Source organism: Leifsonia sp. YAF41, assembly GCF_052113185.1.
Lineage (GTDB): Bacteria > Actinomycetota > Actinomycetes > Actinomycetales > Microbacteriaceae > Cryobacterium.
The window spans coordinates 229,934-246,159 of the sequence record NZ_JBFRCS010000001.1 but is presented as its reverse complement, the minus strand read 5'-3'; the positions used below and the strand labels follow the sequence as shown (position 1 = coordinate 246,159).

Annotated in this window: 10 protein-coding genes; 7 read left to right on the top strand and 3 right to left on the bottom strand. The window is 66.3% G+C overall.

Annotated features, from left to right (window positions below; genetic code table 11):
* Positions 1-13 precede the first annotated feature (13 nt).
* From AB4Y63_RS01110 to AB4Y63_RS01085, 6 genes are all read left to right on the top strand, one after another.
* Complete coding sequence (locus AB4Y63_RS01110; RefSeq protein ID WP_441789185.1) at positions 14-730, top strand: DUF2652 domain-containing protein; 717 nt, start codon at positions 14-16, stop codon at positions 728-730.
* A 373-nt stretch (positions 731-1,103) separates the two neighbouring features.
* The gene (locus AB4Y63_RS01105; RefSeq protein WP_441789184.1) at positions 1,104-2,900 is read left to right on the top strand and encodes a DUF222 domain-containing protein; all 1,797 of its coding nucleotides are present in this window, start codon (positions 1,104-1,106) and stop codon (positions 2,898-2,900) included.
* Positions 2,901-3,676: 776 nt separating this feature from the next.
* On the top strand, positions 3,677-5,104 hold the full coding sequence (locus tag AB4Y63_RS01100) for an aldehyde dehydrogenase family protein (protein ID WP_441789183.1): 1,428 nt from the start codon (positions 3,677-3,679) through the stop codon (positions 5,102-5,104).
* Positions 5,105-5,149: 45 nt separating this feature from the next.
* Positions 5,150-6,832, top strand: coding sequence for an amidohydrolase (locus AB4Y63_RS01095; protein ID WP_441789182.1), 1,683 nt, complete (start codon positions 5,150-5,152; stop codon positions 6,830-6,832).
* A 115-nt stretch (positions 6,833-6,947) separates the two neighbouring features.
* Positions 6,948-9,359, top strand: a complete 2,412-nt coding sequence (locus AB4Y63_RS01090; protein WP_441789181.1) for a cadherin-like beta sandwich domain-containing protein — start codon at positions 6,948-6,950, stop codon at positions 9,357-9,359.
* 125 nt (positions 9,360-9,484) lie between these two features.
* The gene (locus AB4Y63_RS01085) at positions 9,485-10,408 is read left to right on the top strand and encodes a CHAD domain-containing protein (protein WP_441789180.1); all 924 of its coding nucleotides are present in this window, start codon (positions 9,485-9,487) and stop codon (positions 10,406-10,408) included.
* Between the two features lie 18 nt (positions 10,409-10,426).
* Here the strand turns inward: AB4Y63_RS01085 and AB4Y63_RS01080 are convergent, their stop codons facing one another.
* Positions 10,427-13,153 (bottom strand): cation-translocating P-type ATPase, encoded by a 2,727-nt coding sequence (locus tag AB4Y63_RS01080; RefSeq protein ID WP_441789179.1) that lies wholly within the window; start codon positions 13,151-13,153, stop codon positions 10,427-10,429.
* Between the two features lie 308 nt (positions 13,154-13,461).
* Between AB4Y63_RS01080 and arfB the strand changes: the two genes are divergently transcribed.
* Complete coding sequence (gene arfB / locus AB4Y63_RS01075; protein ID WP_441789178.1) at positions 13,462-13,884, top strand: alternative ribosome rescue aminoacyl-tRNA hydrolase ArfB; 423 nt, start codon at positions 13,462-13,464, stop codon at positions 13,882-13,884.
* Positions 13,885-13,962: 78 nt separating this feature from the next.
* On the opposite strand, the gene AB4Y63_RS01070 is transcribed toward arfB, so the two are convergent.
* Together AB4Y63_RS01070 and AB4Y63_RS01065 are read right to left on the bottom strand one after the other, a co-directional pair.
* A complete protein-coding gene (locus tag AB4Y63_RS01070) occupies positions 13,963-14,841 on the bottom strand; it encodes a formylglycine-generating enzyme family protein (protein ID WP_441789177.1) in 879 nt (292 codons plus the stop codon).
* A gap of 148 nt (positions 14,842-14,989) precedes the next feature.
* Positions 14,990-16,174, bottom strand: a complete 1,185-nt coding sequence (locus AB4Y63_RS01065; protein WP_441789176.1) for a Gfo/Idh/MocA family protein — start codon at positions 16,172-16,174, stop codon at positions 14,990-14,992.
* Between the last annotated feature and the right edge of the window lie 52 nt (positions 16,175-16,226).

Sequence of the window (16,226 nt, the reverse complement as noted above, 5' to 3'; positions counted from 1 at the left end):
AGATCCTTGGGGCATGAATTCCGGGCGCGCAGTGCTGCTGATCGCAGACATTGGTGGGTACACCGACTACATGAGCAGTCACCGCATGAGTCTCGCGCACGCCGAAGTCAACACCGCACGGATGCTCGACAAGATGATCGACGCCGCTCCAGGCTACGATCTCATCGAAATCGAGGGTGATGCGGCCTTTCTCTCACGTCAGGCCGACACGAGCGATCCCGACACCACCGTCACGCAGATTCTCCAGGTTGCCGTCGCCATGCATCGGGCATTCCATCTTGAGCGGCAGAATGTCGCGACAAACCTCTGCCCGTGCGCGGGGTGCAAGGAAGCCGACAATTTGAAGCTGAAGTTCGTGGCACACGTCGGGGATGTGGCGACCCAGACCATCCGGCAACGGCGCAAGCTCGTCGGGATCGACGTCATCCTTGTGCACCGCCTTCTAAAGAATCCGGTGAACATACCGGAGTACGTGCTGCTCTCCGAGGAGCTTTACAGCACGGGCGAGACGCTGGTGCCCGATACTGTGCAGGAGATCTCGCACGAGCTCGAGGGGATCGGAACCGTGCGCGCGTACTTTGTCGACGTCGAAGATCTCGACGACCCGCTCCCGCCGTTGCCTGGGCCGTCGTGGCGTGGACGCCTCGGGAGAACGTTTGCGGCGGCCGGTCTGGGCTTGCCGTACATGGTCGGGTTGCGGCGTTCTCGGCGTGGGGTGTCGGCACGGTAGCTCGCGCCTGCTCGTGGCCGGAGCTTGGGTCCGGCACGCGCTTCGGTTCCTGCCGAACCGCGATCGCGGCGACCATCTCGATCGTCGAGCTTGTCGAGACCCGGTGGGCCGGTCTTGAGGTCGGATTGTGCACTGTGAGCCGACGAGATCCTCGGTTGCCTCGGTTGCCTCGGATGCCTCGGTGGTCGAGCTCGTCGAGACCCGGTGGGCCGGCCTCGAGACCTGGGTGCGTTCTCTCGACCGGCTCGACCACGGTCTGCCGGTCGATCGGCGCGGTGCCGGAACGTTCCTCCACAGGTGGGCTGTTCGAGAAGTTACTCACGGATGTGAAGTATCCGGGTTTCGACTCTCCCCCTTTTTCTAGTCTGGGAGTATGCAAAATCTCACCGATCAGCCTCTGCCTGATCAACTCCGGGACGCCGCCTCGGCGGTCGCGCGGATCGGTGATGGCGCGGCCGGGTATGCGGCACTTTCTGATGCGGACTTGCTGGAGTCGCAGACGCAGCTTGGCCTGATTCGCCGGTCGTTTGAGACGCATGCGGCGTGGGCGGCCGGGGAGATCGCCCGGCGCTCCACCCGGGAGCTCGGGTTTTCGGGTTTGGCGCAGCGCAACGGGTTTCTCTCCCCGGTGGAGTTGATCCAGTCGGCGACCGGCGGCACCCGCACCGAGGCCGTGAAACTGGTCGCGGTCGGCACCCTGCTCACCCAGACCGAGGCCGACGAGGAGTTGCAGCACCAGCTGCGGCAGGCCGACCCGGACTCGCTGACCGACGAGCAGCGGGCCGCACTGGCCGGTCTGGCCGCCCCGTGGCTGGCCGTCGTCGCCGGGGCCGTCCGGTCCGGGACTCTGTCCGTCGATGCGGCGGAGGCGATCCGGAAGGGCCTCGGCGACATCGACCCGGGCGTGCCCGCCGACAAGCTCGCGGCCGCCGCGGAGTTCCTGCTCGGTGAGGCCGGGACGCTGAACGCGGACCAGTTGCTCCGCCGGGCCCGGCGGCTCCGCGACCAGTTGGATGCGGAGGGGATCGCCCGGCGGGAGAAGACCCAGCGGGACGCGCGCAGTTTCCGGATCTGGCGCCAACCCGACGGCATGTACCGTGTGTCCGCGCTGCTGCCACCGGAAGACGGCCGCCTCGTCGAGTTGATCGTCGACGGCGCCACGTCGCCGCGCCGCGGCGGACCCCGCTTCGTCGACCCGCGCACCCAGGCCCGCGCCGACGCGCTCCGCGACGACGAACGCAGCATCGAGCAGATCGCCGCGGACACGATCCTCGCGCTCTTGCAGATCGCGGCCGAGGCCGACCCGAACACGGTGTTCTTCGGCCGCCGGCCGACCGTGCGGGTGCTCGTCACCGAACGTGACCTCGCCCAGACGATCCCGGGCCCGGCCTTCCGGAACCCGGCCGGTCGCACACCCGCCGGTCGCACACCCGCCGGTCACGCGCCCGCCGGATCCTCGGCCGGCCATTCTTCAACCGGGTCTGCACCGACCGGAGCGGCCGCGGTCGGATCGGACATGACCGGTTCACCGACCGGATCCCCACCGACCGGATCCCCACCGACCGGATCCCCACCGACCGGATCCTCATCGACCGGATCCCCATCGACCGGATCCCCACCGACCAGATCCTCAACCGGGCCGACCCCCACCTGCACCGACCCTCCCGGAGACGTCCCGTTCCCTCCCGGGCACGGACAGATCGAGGGGCACCCCGACCCGGTCTCGATGGAAACCGTGAACCGCCTGCTCTGCTCCGGCCTCACCGGCATCGAGTTCGACGACGACGGTCAGTGCATCAACGTCGGCCGTGACCAACGCCTCTTCACCGCACGGCAACGCGTCGGGCTCGCCGCCCGCGACGGCGGCTGCCGCTGGCCCGGCTGCGACAAACCCGCCTCCTGGACCGAAGCACACCACATCGACCACTGGAAAGCCGAACACGGCAAAACCGATCTCGCCGACGGCATCCTGCTCTGCAAAGCCCACCACCTGCTGCTGCACAACAACGGCTGGCACATCCGGCGTACCGGAGCCGACTACTGGCTCATCCCACCGGCCGCCCTCGACGCCGACCAGACCCCCATCCCGATGCCGAGCAAAAGCCCGCTGATGCTGGAACTCTTCCCGCCGAAGCACCCCACGACGCGGCCCGCCCGACGGGCCGGCTGACCGGTGGTCGAGCCTGTCGAGCGATGTACTGAGCTTGTCGAAGTGGCCTCCGCCGGACGCCCCTCAGACGCGCCCCACGTTCAGAGCTCGGCTCGCTTGGTTTCGAGACGCGGCCTCCTCCGTCGGCTGCTCCTCAACCACCGAAATGGTCGAGAATCACTCACCCGGTCTCGACAAGCTCGACCACCGGAACGGGTCTGACCGAGGCGGACGTCACCCTCTCGCTGGTCGAGGAGGCCGCCCGCGGCCGTCTCGAGCGATGTACTGAGCTTGTCGAAGTGACCACCGCCGGCCGATCCTCAGACGCACCCCAGGTTCAGAGGTCGGCTCGCGTGGTTTCGAGACGCGGCCTCCTCCGTCGGCTGCTCCTCAACCACCGGAAAGGGCATAGTCCACGTCGTTGCGACCTCCTCCACCAACGACACAGTCGCCATCCATGCAGTGACTCGACTAGCTCGACCATCGGGATCCCGCGACACACTCCGGAGACACCTCGACCGTTTGTAACCGCACCACCAGCTGTCTAGATGGCAACCTGATTCGCCCCCAGAACAGGGTCGGCAACGTGATGAGATCAGCGAGTGCGCCGGTGAAGCACGAGTGTGGCTGCAGTTTGCGCCACTGAGAGGGCGCGTGTGAGGGATATGCTACTGAATCTGGACCTGTCATCACTGCTGACTGACAGCCCGGCCAAACTTGCTTCACCCCGAGTAGCTGGCAAACACCAGAGCTCGGAAACCTACATCGTTGCCGTGCAGCCGCAGAAAGAGTGAGTCATGACCCAGAGTTTGATTTCCGAGCACACCGCCCAGGCGATCAGCCCCATCGATGGGGCGCTCATCGCCGAGGTTCCGATGGCCACCGTGAGCGATGTCGAGGCCGCCGTCGTCATCGCCCGCAACGCGTTCGAGAACTGGTCCAGCCAGACCCCAGTTGAGCGTGCGAACGTGCTGCAGGCTTGCGCGGCCCAGATGCGCGCCGTCGCCGGTGAGGTGGCCCGGGCGTTGACGCTCGAAAGCGGCAAGCCGTTGATGGAGGCCGAGTTCGAGGTGGCGGCCGCAGCGGATGTCTTCGACTACTACGCGAGCCTGGCACGCACCCGAGGTGGCCGGCTCGCACCCCAGGCGACTCCAACCTCGACGAGCCTGGTGATCAAGGAACCGCTCGGTGTCGTCGGAGCGATCCTGCCCTGGAACTACCCGCTACTGCTCTGGTCGTGGAAGGCCGCCCCCGCACTGGCCGCGGGCAACACCATCATCGCCAAGCCGTCGCCGGAGACGATGCTGTCACTGCCGCTCCTGGTCGCGGCGTTGGATCTGCCGGAGGGCGTGCACCAGATTCTGCAGGGCGGCGCCGACATCGGCGAGGCCCTCGTGCTCAGCCGCGGCATCGACAAGATCGCGTTCACCGGCAGCTCCGCGGTGGGCAAGAAGATCCTGGCGCTCTGCGCCCAGGATGCGAAGCGTTGCTCGGTCGAAATGTCGGGCCATGACGCGATGATCGTCTGGGACGACGTCGATCTCGACCTCGCGGTCGAGGCCGCGCTGTTTGCGAAGTTCGCCAACAACGGCCAGGTCTGCACCGCGGCCGAGCGATTCTTCGTGCGCGACACCATCGTCGACGAATTCACCGCGAAGCTGGCCGTTCGAATGAGCGCTCTCCTCGTCGGCGACCCGCTTGCCCCCGGCACGGATGTCGGGCCGCTGGCGAGTTTCGCGCACCAGGCGCGTCTGGTCGACTACTGCCGTCGCGCCCGTGAGGCCGGCGCTGAATTTCTGCTTGGTGGGGAACCGATTGACGGAGCGGGCGCGTATTTCCAGCCCACGCTCATCCGTGGCCTGAACCACGAGCAGATCAACGAGCTCGGCGAGATCTTCGGGCCGGTCGCACCAATCGTGCCGATCGCCACATTCGAGGAAGGCATCGCGTATGCCAACGACAACCGCTTCGGCCTGAGCTGCAACGTTCTGGTCGGCGACCTCGGCCTGGCGATGAAGGCCGCCTGGGAGCTGAAGGTCGGAACGGTCTGGATCAACAACCCGCTGCCCGATAACTACGCAGCACCCTTCGGCGGTTTCCGTGAGGCCGGCCTCGGCCGCGAACTCGGCGAAGAAGGATTCGACGCCTATACCGAGGCCAAGCACGTGTGGATCGAGCACGGGCTGACGAGCCAGCCGCACTGGTACTCCGAGCGCCGCCTCTAAGACCACCTGAAAGACCACATCCGAGTCAACGGAGACACGATAACCATGGCTGCAACCGCACCCGCAACCTATTTTCACGGCGGCACGATCTGGTCGGGAACGAACCAGGCCGAGCACACGGCGGTGCTCGTCGAAGGCGGCGTGATCACCGCGTTCGATGCGGCCGCCGCCGAACGTGCCGATCAGATTGACGCCGCGCGGGTGCACCTCGACGGCGGATTTCTGATGCCCGGTTTCAACGAGGGCCACTCACACCCGATCGATGGAGGTCTGGAGCAGCGCGGTCCCCAAATCGTGGGTCTCGAGAGCGTCGAGGCCATCGTCGACGAAGTGCGACGTTATGCCGTCGCACATCCCGAGGACGAGTGGATTCTCGGGGCGTCGTACAACGGTTCGCTCGTCGACGGTGGCCTCTTTGACGCTCGCTGGCTGGATGCCGCGGTGTCCGATCGGCCGGTCGTGCTCTACGCCTGGGACTACCACACGCTCTGGTGCAATTCCGAAGCCCTCCGCCGGGCCGGCATTACCCGAAACACTCCGGAGCCCGTGCTGGGCGAGATCCCACGGCGCGCAGACGGCGAACCGCTCGGCACGCTCCGCGAGGTGGGTGCTCTTGACCTGATGCTGAAGGTGAGTCCGGGACATCCGCTCGAGGAACGGATTCGGGCTCTTGGCCGGGCCATCGACATGTTCACGTCGTTGGGCATCACCTATGTGCACGACTCCCTGGTGCCGCTCGGTGACGTCGACGTGTACCTGGAGGCGGCCCGACGCGGGATGCTGCGCGTGCGGATGAATCTGGCTTTCCTCGCTGATCCCCGAGAGTTCCCCTCGGGACTTGCGGCGCTTGTTGCGGCCCGTGACCGTGTGCGTGCCCTGAACCATCCGCTTCTCACCGCGAACACGATCAAGTTCTACGCAGACGGCGTGATTGAGAATGAGACCGGCTCCCTGCTGGAGCCGTACTGCACCGGTCACCACCGGGGGATGCGAGTGTGGCAGCCGCAGCACCTTGCCGACGCGGTGACCGCGGTTCAGGCGGAAGGCTTCCAGCCGTATGTTCACGCGATCGGTGACGACGCCGTGCGCACCGCACTCGATGCGATGCAGGCCGCCAAGCACGTGCTCGGCGAGCTGGACACGCGCCCGGTCGTCACCCACGTGCAGCTGGCCGAAGACATCGACCTCGCCCGTTTCGCCGAGCTTGGCGTCATCGCGAACATGCAGCCGCTGTGGGCGCAGCAAGACTCGCTCATGACGGTGCTCACCGTTCCTCGTCTCGGGCCAGAACGCTCCGATCGGCAGTACCGCCTGCGCACGCTCGCCGATTCCGGGGCGAGGGTCGCCTTCGGCTCCGACTGGCCGTGCTCCTCCGCGGACCCGCGGGAGGGCATCGCGATCGCGGCAACCCGCACGACCGTCGACGGCGACCCGGTCGGTGGTTGGATGCCCGAGGAGATCCTTCCCCTCGAGTCGGCGATGGATCTCTACACCCGGGGGACCGCATACCAAGCCTTCGCCGACACGACCGAGCACCCCTGGGGCACCCTTGAGGTGGGCAACAGCGCCGACTTCGCCATACTGGCCCGCGACCCTCGGTCCGAGGCGCCCGCCCTCATCCCGACGAACACTGTTCTGGCGACGTATCTCCTGGGTCAGGCGACGTACGTCGAGACGCCGGAAGGCCACCAAAGCGGCAACGTGCCAAACGGATTCGTGGCGGAGTAGGTCCCGTTCCACCCCCGTTTGGGAGCCGTTCATGGCGGAGAATCCTCAGTAAAAGCGCAGATGACACCTGAAAAGGGGAGCGCCCCGGCCGAGCGATTTCAATAGGCTAAGCGCCATGACCCTCAAACCCTTCCGCCGCGCCCTAGCGCTGGCGCTCTCACTCACGCTTGCCGCCGGGGTGGCCCTCGTCGCCGCACCAGCGGCGCAGGCCGCCCTCCCGAACGACGCGACGCTCAGCGGCCTCACGGTCTCGGCGGGCACATTTGACGCTCCCTTTGACTCGAATTCGGACGTCATCTCCCGGGTCACTGTTCCCAACAGTGTGTCTTCGTTCGCGTTCACACCGACAGCGAATGATTCGGCTGCGACCATAATTTCGTACAACGGTCAGGGATTCGCCTCGACCGCGAGTGGAACGGCCACCACCCCCGCCTTTCTGCGGGTCGGACTGAACATCATGACAGCGGGGGTCACCGCACCGGATGGAACGACAACACGGCAGTACACCATGTTTGTCACGAGGCAGGCGGCTCCGCCGCCCGCCGACGTCAACCTCAACGGTCTGACCGTCTCCGAAGGCACTCTCAGCCCCTCCTTCGACAGCGCAACAACGGCATACACCGTCGATGTTCCGTACACGACGACCAGCATCACCGTCACTCCCGGGTCAAGCGCTGCGGGCAACACGGTCGTCGTGACCAACGGTGGCCAAGAGGTCGGCGAGGTGATTCGCCTCGGAATCGGCAACAACTTGGCACTCGTCACCGTGACCGCCCCAGACAGCACCTCGAAGCAATACAACGTCATCATCACGCGCGGTCCTGCACCCACCGCGGATGTTGACCTCGCCGGCATCCAGTTGTCGAACGGCACACTTAGCCCGGCCTTCGATCCGGCAACCCTGCGTTACACCGCAACCGTGCCGTATGCCAACAGAACGGTTCAGATCACGCTGACGGCGTCGACACCCGGCAACACGCTGACGATCAACAATGTGCCGGTCGTTGAGGGCGAGCCCGCGACCGTACGCCTCAACTTCAACTCCAGCAACGGACTCGGAATCACCGTCACTGCAGCAAACGGTGTGACGAAGACCTACATTGTTGAAATCACGCGCGACCAGCCGTCGCAGAACGCCGACTTGACTGGCCTCTCGCTCTCGAACGCCACCCTGTCGCCGGCATTCTCGAATTCCGAGACCGCCTATACCGCAACCGTCCCGTATCTCACGACATCGACGGTGGTCACGTCGACCACGGCGGATGCGACAGCCATCCTTCGCGTCAACGGTCACGACACGGTGTCCGGAGCAGCCTCCGCACCGGTTGCCCTCGTGGTTGGCGCCAACACCATCACGGTCACCGCGACCGCCGAAGACGGCGTCTCGACGACAACTCGCGCTCTCACAGTCACCCGTGAGGCACCCGATCTTGACCTGAGCGCTCTCACCGTCACCGGCGGCACGCTTTCGCCGGCGTTCGACGCGGACACCACCGCGTACACGCTTGCACTGCCGTTCTCGGTCTCCTCGGTCGACGTCGCGGCATCCGCCGTTGAGCCGGACTGGACGCTCGAGATTGACGGCACCGAGACCGAGGAATCGACGGTTGCAGTTCCCGTCGGGTCAAGCACGATCACGGTCACGGTGACCGCGGCTCATGGCGAGTCGCGTCAGTACACGGTCGCCGTTGCGCGACAGGCTGCGTCGACCGACGCCGACCTGAGCGGTATCACGCTCTCGGACGGCACCCTTGCGCCTGCCTTCTTGGCAACAACCACGGGCTACACGGCCACGGTGGACTACCTCACCGAGCAGATCACGGTCGGAGCCTCGGTCGCGGATGCGACGGCCAGCCTGACGATCAACGGGAAGATCGCGACATCCGTGACATCGGCTATCGTTCCGCTCGTTGTCGGGGAGAACTCGATCACCCTCGTGACGACGGCACAGGACGGGACGACGAAGACGACAACCATCGTCGTGACGCGCCAGACGGCACCGACCCCCGCCATCGTCATCGATCTCGGATTCAAGGCGGGTGATGCGGCAGCAAACGCACCGTTCGAAGTAACCGCCAGCAACCTCCTTCCGGGTAGCACGGCAACCATCACAATGCACTCGACGCCGATCGTTTTGGCGACCGGCACGGTGCTGGCTGACGGCACGATTGTATTGAAGGGTCGCATCCCCGCGAACGCGGAGGCGGGCGCTCACCGCCTCGTGTTCGAAGGCATCGCTCTGGACGGCACTGCCGCGACCTCGACAGCCTGGTTCACCGTGCTGCGCAATGGCACCATCGGCGCCGTCTCGCTCACCGAGCCCGTCGCCTATGTTGACCCGCAGCCTGCGCCCGCCACCCCAGTGGCCCCGCAGACTGTTCCCGCCGCGAAGGTCGGTTCGACAGCCCTCGCTTCGACCGGCGCTGACGGCGGTTTCGGAGCGGCGACCGGTGCGAGTCTCGCGATCGCCGGCGCTCTGCTGCTCATGCTTGGCGGAGCCATCCGCCGGCGCCGTAGCGCAGCCTAGGCCGTAGCGTCATCAAGGCGCCCCACCCTCGCGGGTGGGGCGCCTTCGCGTTGCACGCGTGTACAAAATCGCGTCCTTTTGCGTTTTGACGCGCCCGGGGCGCAACGACCGGCCAGTATTAACGCATGACGATCTCGGCCGAAGGCGCGAAGCCGCCGAACCCGCACCGCACGGAGTCCGCTGCCGACGTGCTGCTCGGCTACGTGCACGAGCACGTGGGAAAGCTCAAGCTGCAGGATCCGCGGGTGCGCGAGGGCGAGCCGGATGCGGTGCACCAGATGCGTGTCGCGTGCCGACGTCTGCGTTCCACCCTGACCACCTACCGCTCCCTTCTGGACGCCACGGCGGTGCAGCAGCTCCGGGCCGACTTGCGCTGGCTCGCCGGAGTATTAGGCTCCGCCCGGGACATCCAGGTCATTCGGGAACGACTCACGGTTCAGCTTGCCGCTGAACGACCAGAAGTCATCGTCGGACCAATCAGGCAGCGGATCACCGAACAGCTTGAGGCCGATTTTCAGGAGGCCCGACGTGAGGGCGTGGCCGCGCTCGATTCCGTGCGCTACGTTCGCCTCGTCGACGCGCTTGACGCCTTCATGATCGCGCCGCCGCTGGTCGACTCTGCGGGGAGGCCAGCCCGCAAGATTGTGCCAGGGCTTATCCGGGAGGAATGGCACGAACTGAGGACGCTCGTCCGCGCCGCTGAGGCGGCGCCAGCGGGCAGCCACGTGCGTGATTTGGCCCTGCACGAGGTGCGCAAGCGCGCAAAACGTCTCCGGTATGCAGCGGAGTCGGCTTTGCCGGTGTACGGGGAAGCGGCTCGCCGGTTGGCAAACTCAACTCAGGAACTGCAATCCATTCTCGGCGACCACCAGGACAGCATCGTCGCACGAGACCTTCTGCTGCGCATGGCAGCGACGGCACAGCTGCGAGGAGAGAGCAGCTTCAGCTACGGACGTCTGCACGCCCTGGAAGCAAGCCGGGCGGCGGCATCCGAGACGGATTTCCGGCTCGCCTGGGCACAGTTCGCGAAGCACAAATTCAGGTTGTAACTGCCGCCGCACCGCGCGCTACCGGCGCCGAGCCCGCAGCACGACCTTGCCCAGTTCACCGAGCAGCAACAGCAGCACCGCCGGTGCGAGGCAGATCGCCCACTGCCAGCCGGTCAGCGGGAGGGTGCCGAAAACATTCCGCAACACGTCGAGTTGGGTGATGAGCATCGCCCCGACGAAGGCCCAGGCGAAGGCCCAGAGGAGCTTGGGGTTCGAGAAAGTCGAGGGCCCGAAGGCGCTTTCTTGAGGGAACCGCAGGTTGAGCGCCACGCTGATGTTCATCAGGCTGAGACCCACCAGTGCCATGGTCTGGCCGACTTCGAGCGAGTCGTAGGAGACCTTGCCGATCTGCACGAGCACCAGTGTCGCGGCAGCCATGAACAGTCCGGCGATGAACAGACGCACCATCATCGACCTCACGATGATCGGCTGGTTGAACGGCCGGGGCTTGCGATCCATGATGCCTGGCGTCGCAAGGTCGAGGCCCATCACCGCGCCGATCGGCGCGACGACGGCCATGTGAATCCAGAGCACCTGGGCCGGGCTGAGCAGGGCCGTGCCGGCGATCGCGAACGCCGACGATCCGAGAAAAGCGAGAATGAACATGAACAGGTTGGCGATCTGGATGCGCAGAAACTTCTGCAGGTTGTCGTAGACGAGCCGGCCCTGTTCGACCGCACTGATGATCGTCGCGAAGTTGTCGTCGGCGAGGATCATCTTCGCCGCGCCCTTGGCGACATCCGTGCCCGTGATGCCCATGGCGATCCCGATATCTGCGGCGCCGATGGCGGGCGCGTCGTTCACTCCGTCGCCCGTCATCGCGACGATGTTGCCCTTACGCTTGAGCACCTCGACGAGTCTGACCTTGTGCTCGGGGGCGACCCGGGCGATCACGCCGATCTCATCCACCTGGCGGTCCGCCTCCGTGTCGGTCATCTCCGCGAATTCGGCGCCGGTCACCGCGCGGCCCTCGATGCCGAGTTCCGCGGCGATCGCCGCAGCGGTGACGGCGTGGTCGCCGGTGATCATCCGCACACGGATGCCGGCCCGTTTCGCCTCGGCGATGGCGGCCACGGCCTCGGCGCGCGGGGGATCGACCTCGCCGATCAACGCGGACATCTCCAGGTTCTGCATCAGCGCCATCAGATCACCGGCTGGATCGAACGTCGCCGGGTCGAATTCGCGCTGAGCGAGGCCGAGCACCCGCATGCCCTGACTGGCGATGCGCTCGTTCTCGGTGAGCACCTGCGTACGCATCTCCGCGGTGAGCGAGGCGGTGTTGCCGCCCGGCAGTCGAGCGGAGGCCGAGCGGCCCAGCAGTACGTCGGGCGCACCCTTCACATACGCACGGATGACGGGCCGGCCGTCGGCGCCCGGCATCCGGTGGAAGGTGGCCATGAACTTGTAGTCGGAGTCGAACGGCACCGACGCCACCCGGGGGTTGTTCCGGCGGAACTCGCGCACATCAACGCCGCCCTTCTGCGCGAGCACGTAGAGGGCGCCCTCGGTGGGATCGCCGACGACAGCCCCGTTCTGGATGTCGGAGTCGTTGCAGAGCGCGCACGAGAACATCACGTAGTCGAGGTCACGTTCGGGGTCGCCGGCCGTGCGCTGCACCTGGCCGTCAAAACTGTAGCCCTCACCGCTCACGGTGTAGCGGTGCTGCACGGTCGAGATCTCGCGCACCGTCATCTGATTCAGAGTGAGCGTGCCCGTCTTGTCGGAGTTGATCGCGGAGGTGGAGCCGAGCGTTTCGACGGCCGGTAAGACCTTCATGATGGCGTTCTTCTTGGCCATGTTGAGTGAGCCGACGGACAAGATCGTGGTCACGACGGCCGGCAGGGCGTCGGGGATCGAGCCGACGGCCAGTGCCACGCCGATGCCGAACAGCACCGTGAACGATTCGCCCTGGATGAGCCCCATCACCACGATCGCGAGGAAAGCGAATCCAGCGGCGAGCAGGATGAAGATCGTCAACCGGTCCACCTGCTTGGTGAGCGGAGTCTTCTCCACCTTCTGCTCGGCCAACAAGGTGGCGATGCGGCCGACCTCCGACCCCATCCCCGTGGTGGTGACGAGGATCTCGCCATGGCCCCGAGTCACGTTGGTGTTCATGAACGCCATGTTGAGTCGATCGCCGAGCGCAACGTCGGGCCGGTCAATGGTCTCGGTACATTTCTCGACCGCCACGCTCTCGCCGGTCAATGCACCCTCTTCGATCTGGAGGGTGGCCGCCAAGATGATTCGGCCGTCGGCGGGAACCCGGTCGCCGGCATCCACCATCACGATGTCGCCGGGCACAATGTCTTCGGCCGAGATCTCGGCGATCTCACCGTTGCGGCGCACCTTGGCGACCGACTTCATCATTTTTCCCAAGGATGCCGCAGCCGCCTCGGCCTTGCCCTCCTGGTGATAGCCCAGCCACGCGTTGAACAGCGTCAGCACGAAGAGCCCGATCGCGGTGCCGTATTCCTGAATCAGCAGGCTGACCAGCGCGGCGACCACGAGCACGATCTGCATGTAGTCCCGGTAGTGCTTGAGAAATCGTTTCCAGGTCGGCTCCGTCTTCGCGGCGGCCAACACGTTCGGGCCATACCGTTGCAACCTCTGCTGGGTATCAGCCGCGGTCAGCCCGCGGGCGGGATCGACCTGCAGTTGGCTGGCCACCTGTTCAGGGGAGAGCGAGAACCAGGTGTCGGGAGCGGCCGAAGCCGGCCCCGCAGTCGCGCCGACTCGGTCGCTCATGACGTCCTCCTCTTCGCGGGACGCCGCTCAGACTGGGATAGAGATGCGCCGTGGCGCACCGTCGTCCCGCGCTGGGAATCGGTGTTCGGGGCCCGTCACCCTAGTGTTGCCAGGGCGTGCTGCGCCGTCAAGCTATGTTGCCCGGCGCGACGGATCAGGCGCGCGAGTCTGCACGTGCCCGTCGTCGGGAGGCGAGCAACGAATCGGCGACAAGCAGCAGGATGCCCACGCCGAGGGGGAGCGCATTCTGTTTTGCTCAAGTTAGTCCGGGGGACATCACAGGACCGTGGTCGTGCGACCCTAGAGGTATGGATCTGGAGGTGTCACCCGCGCTGACGATCCCCGCATCGGAACTCGGCTGGCGCTTTTCGCGGTCGTCGGGGCCGGGTGGCCAGCACGTGAACACCTCTGACAGTCGCGTCGAACTCATCTGGAGTGTCGCCGACTCGGCGGTGTTATCCGAGGAGCAACGGATGCTGCTGCTCTCGCGTCTCGCGCGTCGCCTCGTCGCCGGGGCACTCACCGTCACCGCGTCTGAACAGCGCTCCCAGCTGCGCAACCGCGAGATCGCCTTGGCGAAGCTCGCCGAATTGGTGACCGCGGGGTTGGCGCCCGATGGTCCTCGCCGTCGTGCGACCAAACCCACACGTGGCTCGAACCGACGACGGCTCGCCGCCAAGGGGCAGCGATTTGAAACGAAACGGAACCGGCAGCGGCCGTCGGCCGAGTAGTAGCCGCTGCACCGCGGAGTCCGTGAGGTGCCACCTTGTGCTAGTGCGAGGCGCTCCCAACTAGCACAACGTGGCACCTCACGAGGTCGGTGGGCGGAGGGGAGTCCAGCCGACCGGAAGCGGGCCTCGGATGTCAGCCCGGCTGAGGTCCGCCACCCGCGACCAGCCCTGCGCGGCATGGGAGTTCGCCTCGCCGACCGGGCCACGCGCGACGCGAAAGCCCACGTCCTCGAGCACGGCATCTGGCGCGCTTCCCCGGCGCACCGACGCCCGGCAGCTCCACGTTTGATCGGCCCATCCGCCACCGCGGAGGCTGCGGTAGTCGGCATAGCGCGCGGTATCGGCGTAGTCCCAGCACCATTCCCAGACGTTGCCGATCGTGTCGAAGAGTCCGAACGCGTTCGCCTGCTTGAGCGCGACATCCTGCGGGCCCGAAACGTCATCGACTGCCGTCCACGCGATCTCGGGGAGAGGCCCATACGTGGGGCCGAGCGTTCCGGCGCGGCTTGACCACTCCCATTCAGCCTCGGTCGGGAGTCGGTAGCCATCTGCGTCGACGTGCCATTTCACATCGCGTCCGTCAACGCCATAGGCGGGGGAGAAGCCGGCGGCGACAGACGCCGCATTACACCAGCGCACCGCGTCAAACCAGGTCACCGGATGCGCCGGTGCGAGCGTCGATGTGGATGTCGATGTCGAGGTCGAGGCCGAGGTCGAGCCGGATGGTGCACCGGCCGACGCAGAGTTGCCGGCGACCGCGTCCCACTCGGCTCGTGTGACCGGAGTCCGTCCGATCTCGAACGCGCGCAGGGTGACATGGCGCGAGGATTCCGAGCGGGCATCGCGCATCTCGAGCGCACCGGGCGGAATGGCGACGAGGGCGAGCGCGGGGCTGTGAGCACCCGCGTCGACGCGCGTGCGCGGTTCAGACGACGCACCGGCATTCGAGGAGGACATGACCTCATTCTGCGGGACTGCGCCGCTGCTCGCCCGATTGTGTCGCCTCGCCCGACGACGCAGCGAGGCCCGTGAGGGGCCAACTTGTGCTAGTTGCGGGCTTCGCCGACGAGCACAAGCTGGCACCTCACGAACAAATGGGGTGACTCTAGGCCGAGACCTGCGAGGGCTGGCCAGCCTCGAAGTAGGCGACCAGAGCGGGATCGAGGCGCGGCACAGTGAGGGCGCCGCCACCGGTACGCAGCGATTCGGTGGCCAGGATGCCGGCGGCCACAGCCTCACGCGCGGCGATCGGCGACGTCTCGGTGACCCCGCCGTCCCTGACGAAGCGCAGGAACTCGGCAACCAGCAGGCCGTCGGCGCCGCCGTGCCCGGAGTCGGAGTCCAGCTCCGGCACGATGAACGTCTCATCGGCTTCGGCTGCCCGCGTGTGGCGCTGATTCCAGAGGCGCACCTCGTCGCCGCTCTCGTCGCCGAGGTTCTCGATCCGCCCCTCGGTGCCGATGATTGTGTAGTTGCGCCAATAGTCGGGAGTGAAATGACACTGCTGGTACGACGCCAGCACGCCGTTCTGCAGCCGGAGATTCACCATTGAGATGTCCTCGACGTCGATCACCGGGTTCAACCCGGTCTGTGCGGTCGGCGGCCAGTTCCCGAGGCTGAACCAGTCGTACATCCGCTCGTTCGACCGATCGCGACGGTCGTCGATGTCGCCATAGACGCTGAGCGAACCCATCGCCGCAACGCTCTCACTGTAGGCACCCGCCAGCCAATGGATCACGTCGAGATCATGGGCGCCCTTCTGCAGCAGCAGCCCGGTGGTCTTGGAACGTTCGGCGTGCCAGTCCTTGAAGTAGTAGTCGCCGCCGTTGCCGACGAAGTGACGGCACCAGACGGCCTTGACCTCGCCGATGCGCCCCTCCTGAATCAAGCGGCGCATCAGCGTGATCACCGACATGTGCCGCATGTTGTGGCCGATGTAGAGGCGGCTGCCCGTGCGTTTCGCGGTCTCGAGCATGGCGTCGGCGTCGGCGATGGTGATGGCCAACGGCTTCTCACAGAAGACGGCGACGCCGGCATCGAGGGCGCGGATGGCCACCTCGGCGTGCTGATGATCGGGGGTGAGCACGAACACGGCATCGACGCCGGAGGCGAGGAGCTCGTCGAGATCGGCCGTGATCAGGGCGTCGGGCAGCACGGATGCCGCGTCGGCGCGGGAGCGTTCGCTGGTGTCGCAGATTGCGGTGACACGGGAGCCGTGCCCGGGGTGGTGAGCTTCACGCCAGAGTCCGGCGCGAGCGCCGAAGCCGATGATGCCGATTCTGAGGTCCATGGGGTTTCCTTGGGTTCGGTGCGCCGTTTTTGGGCGCTGCGGAGGGAGCGCC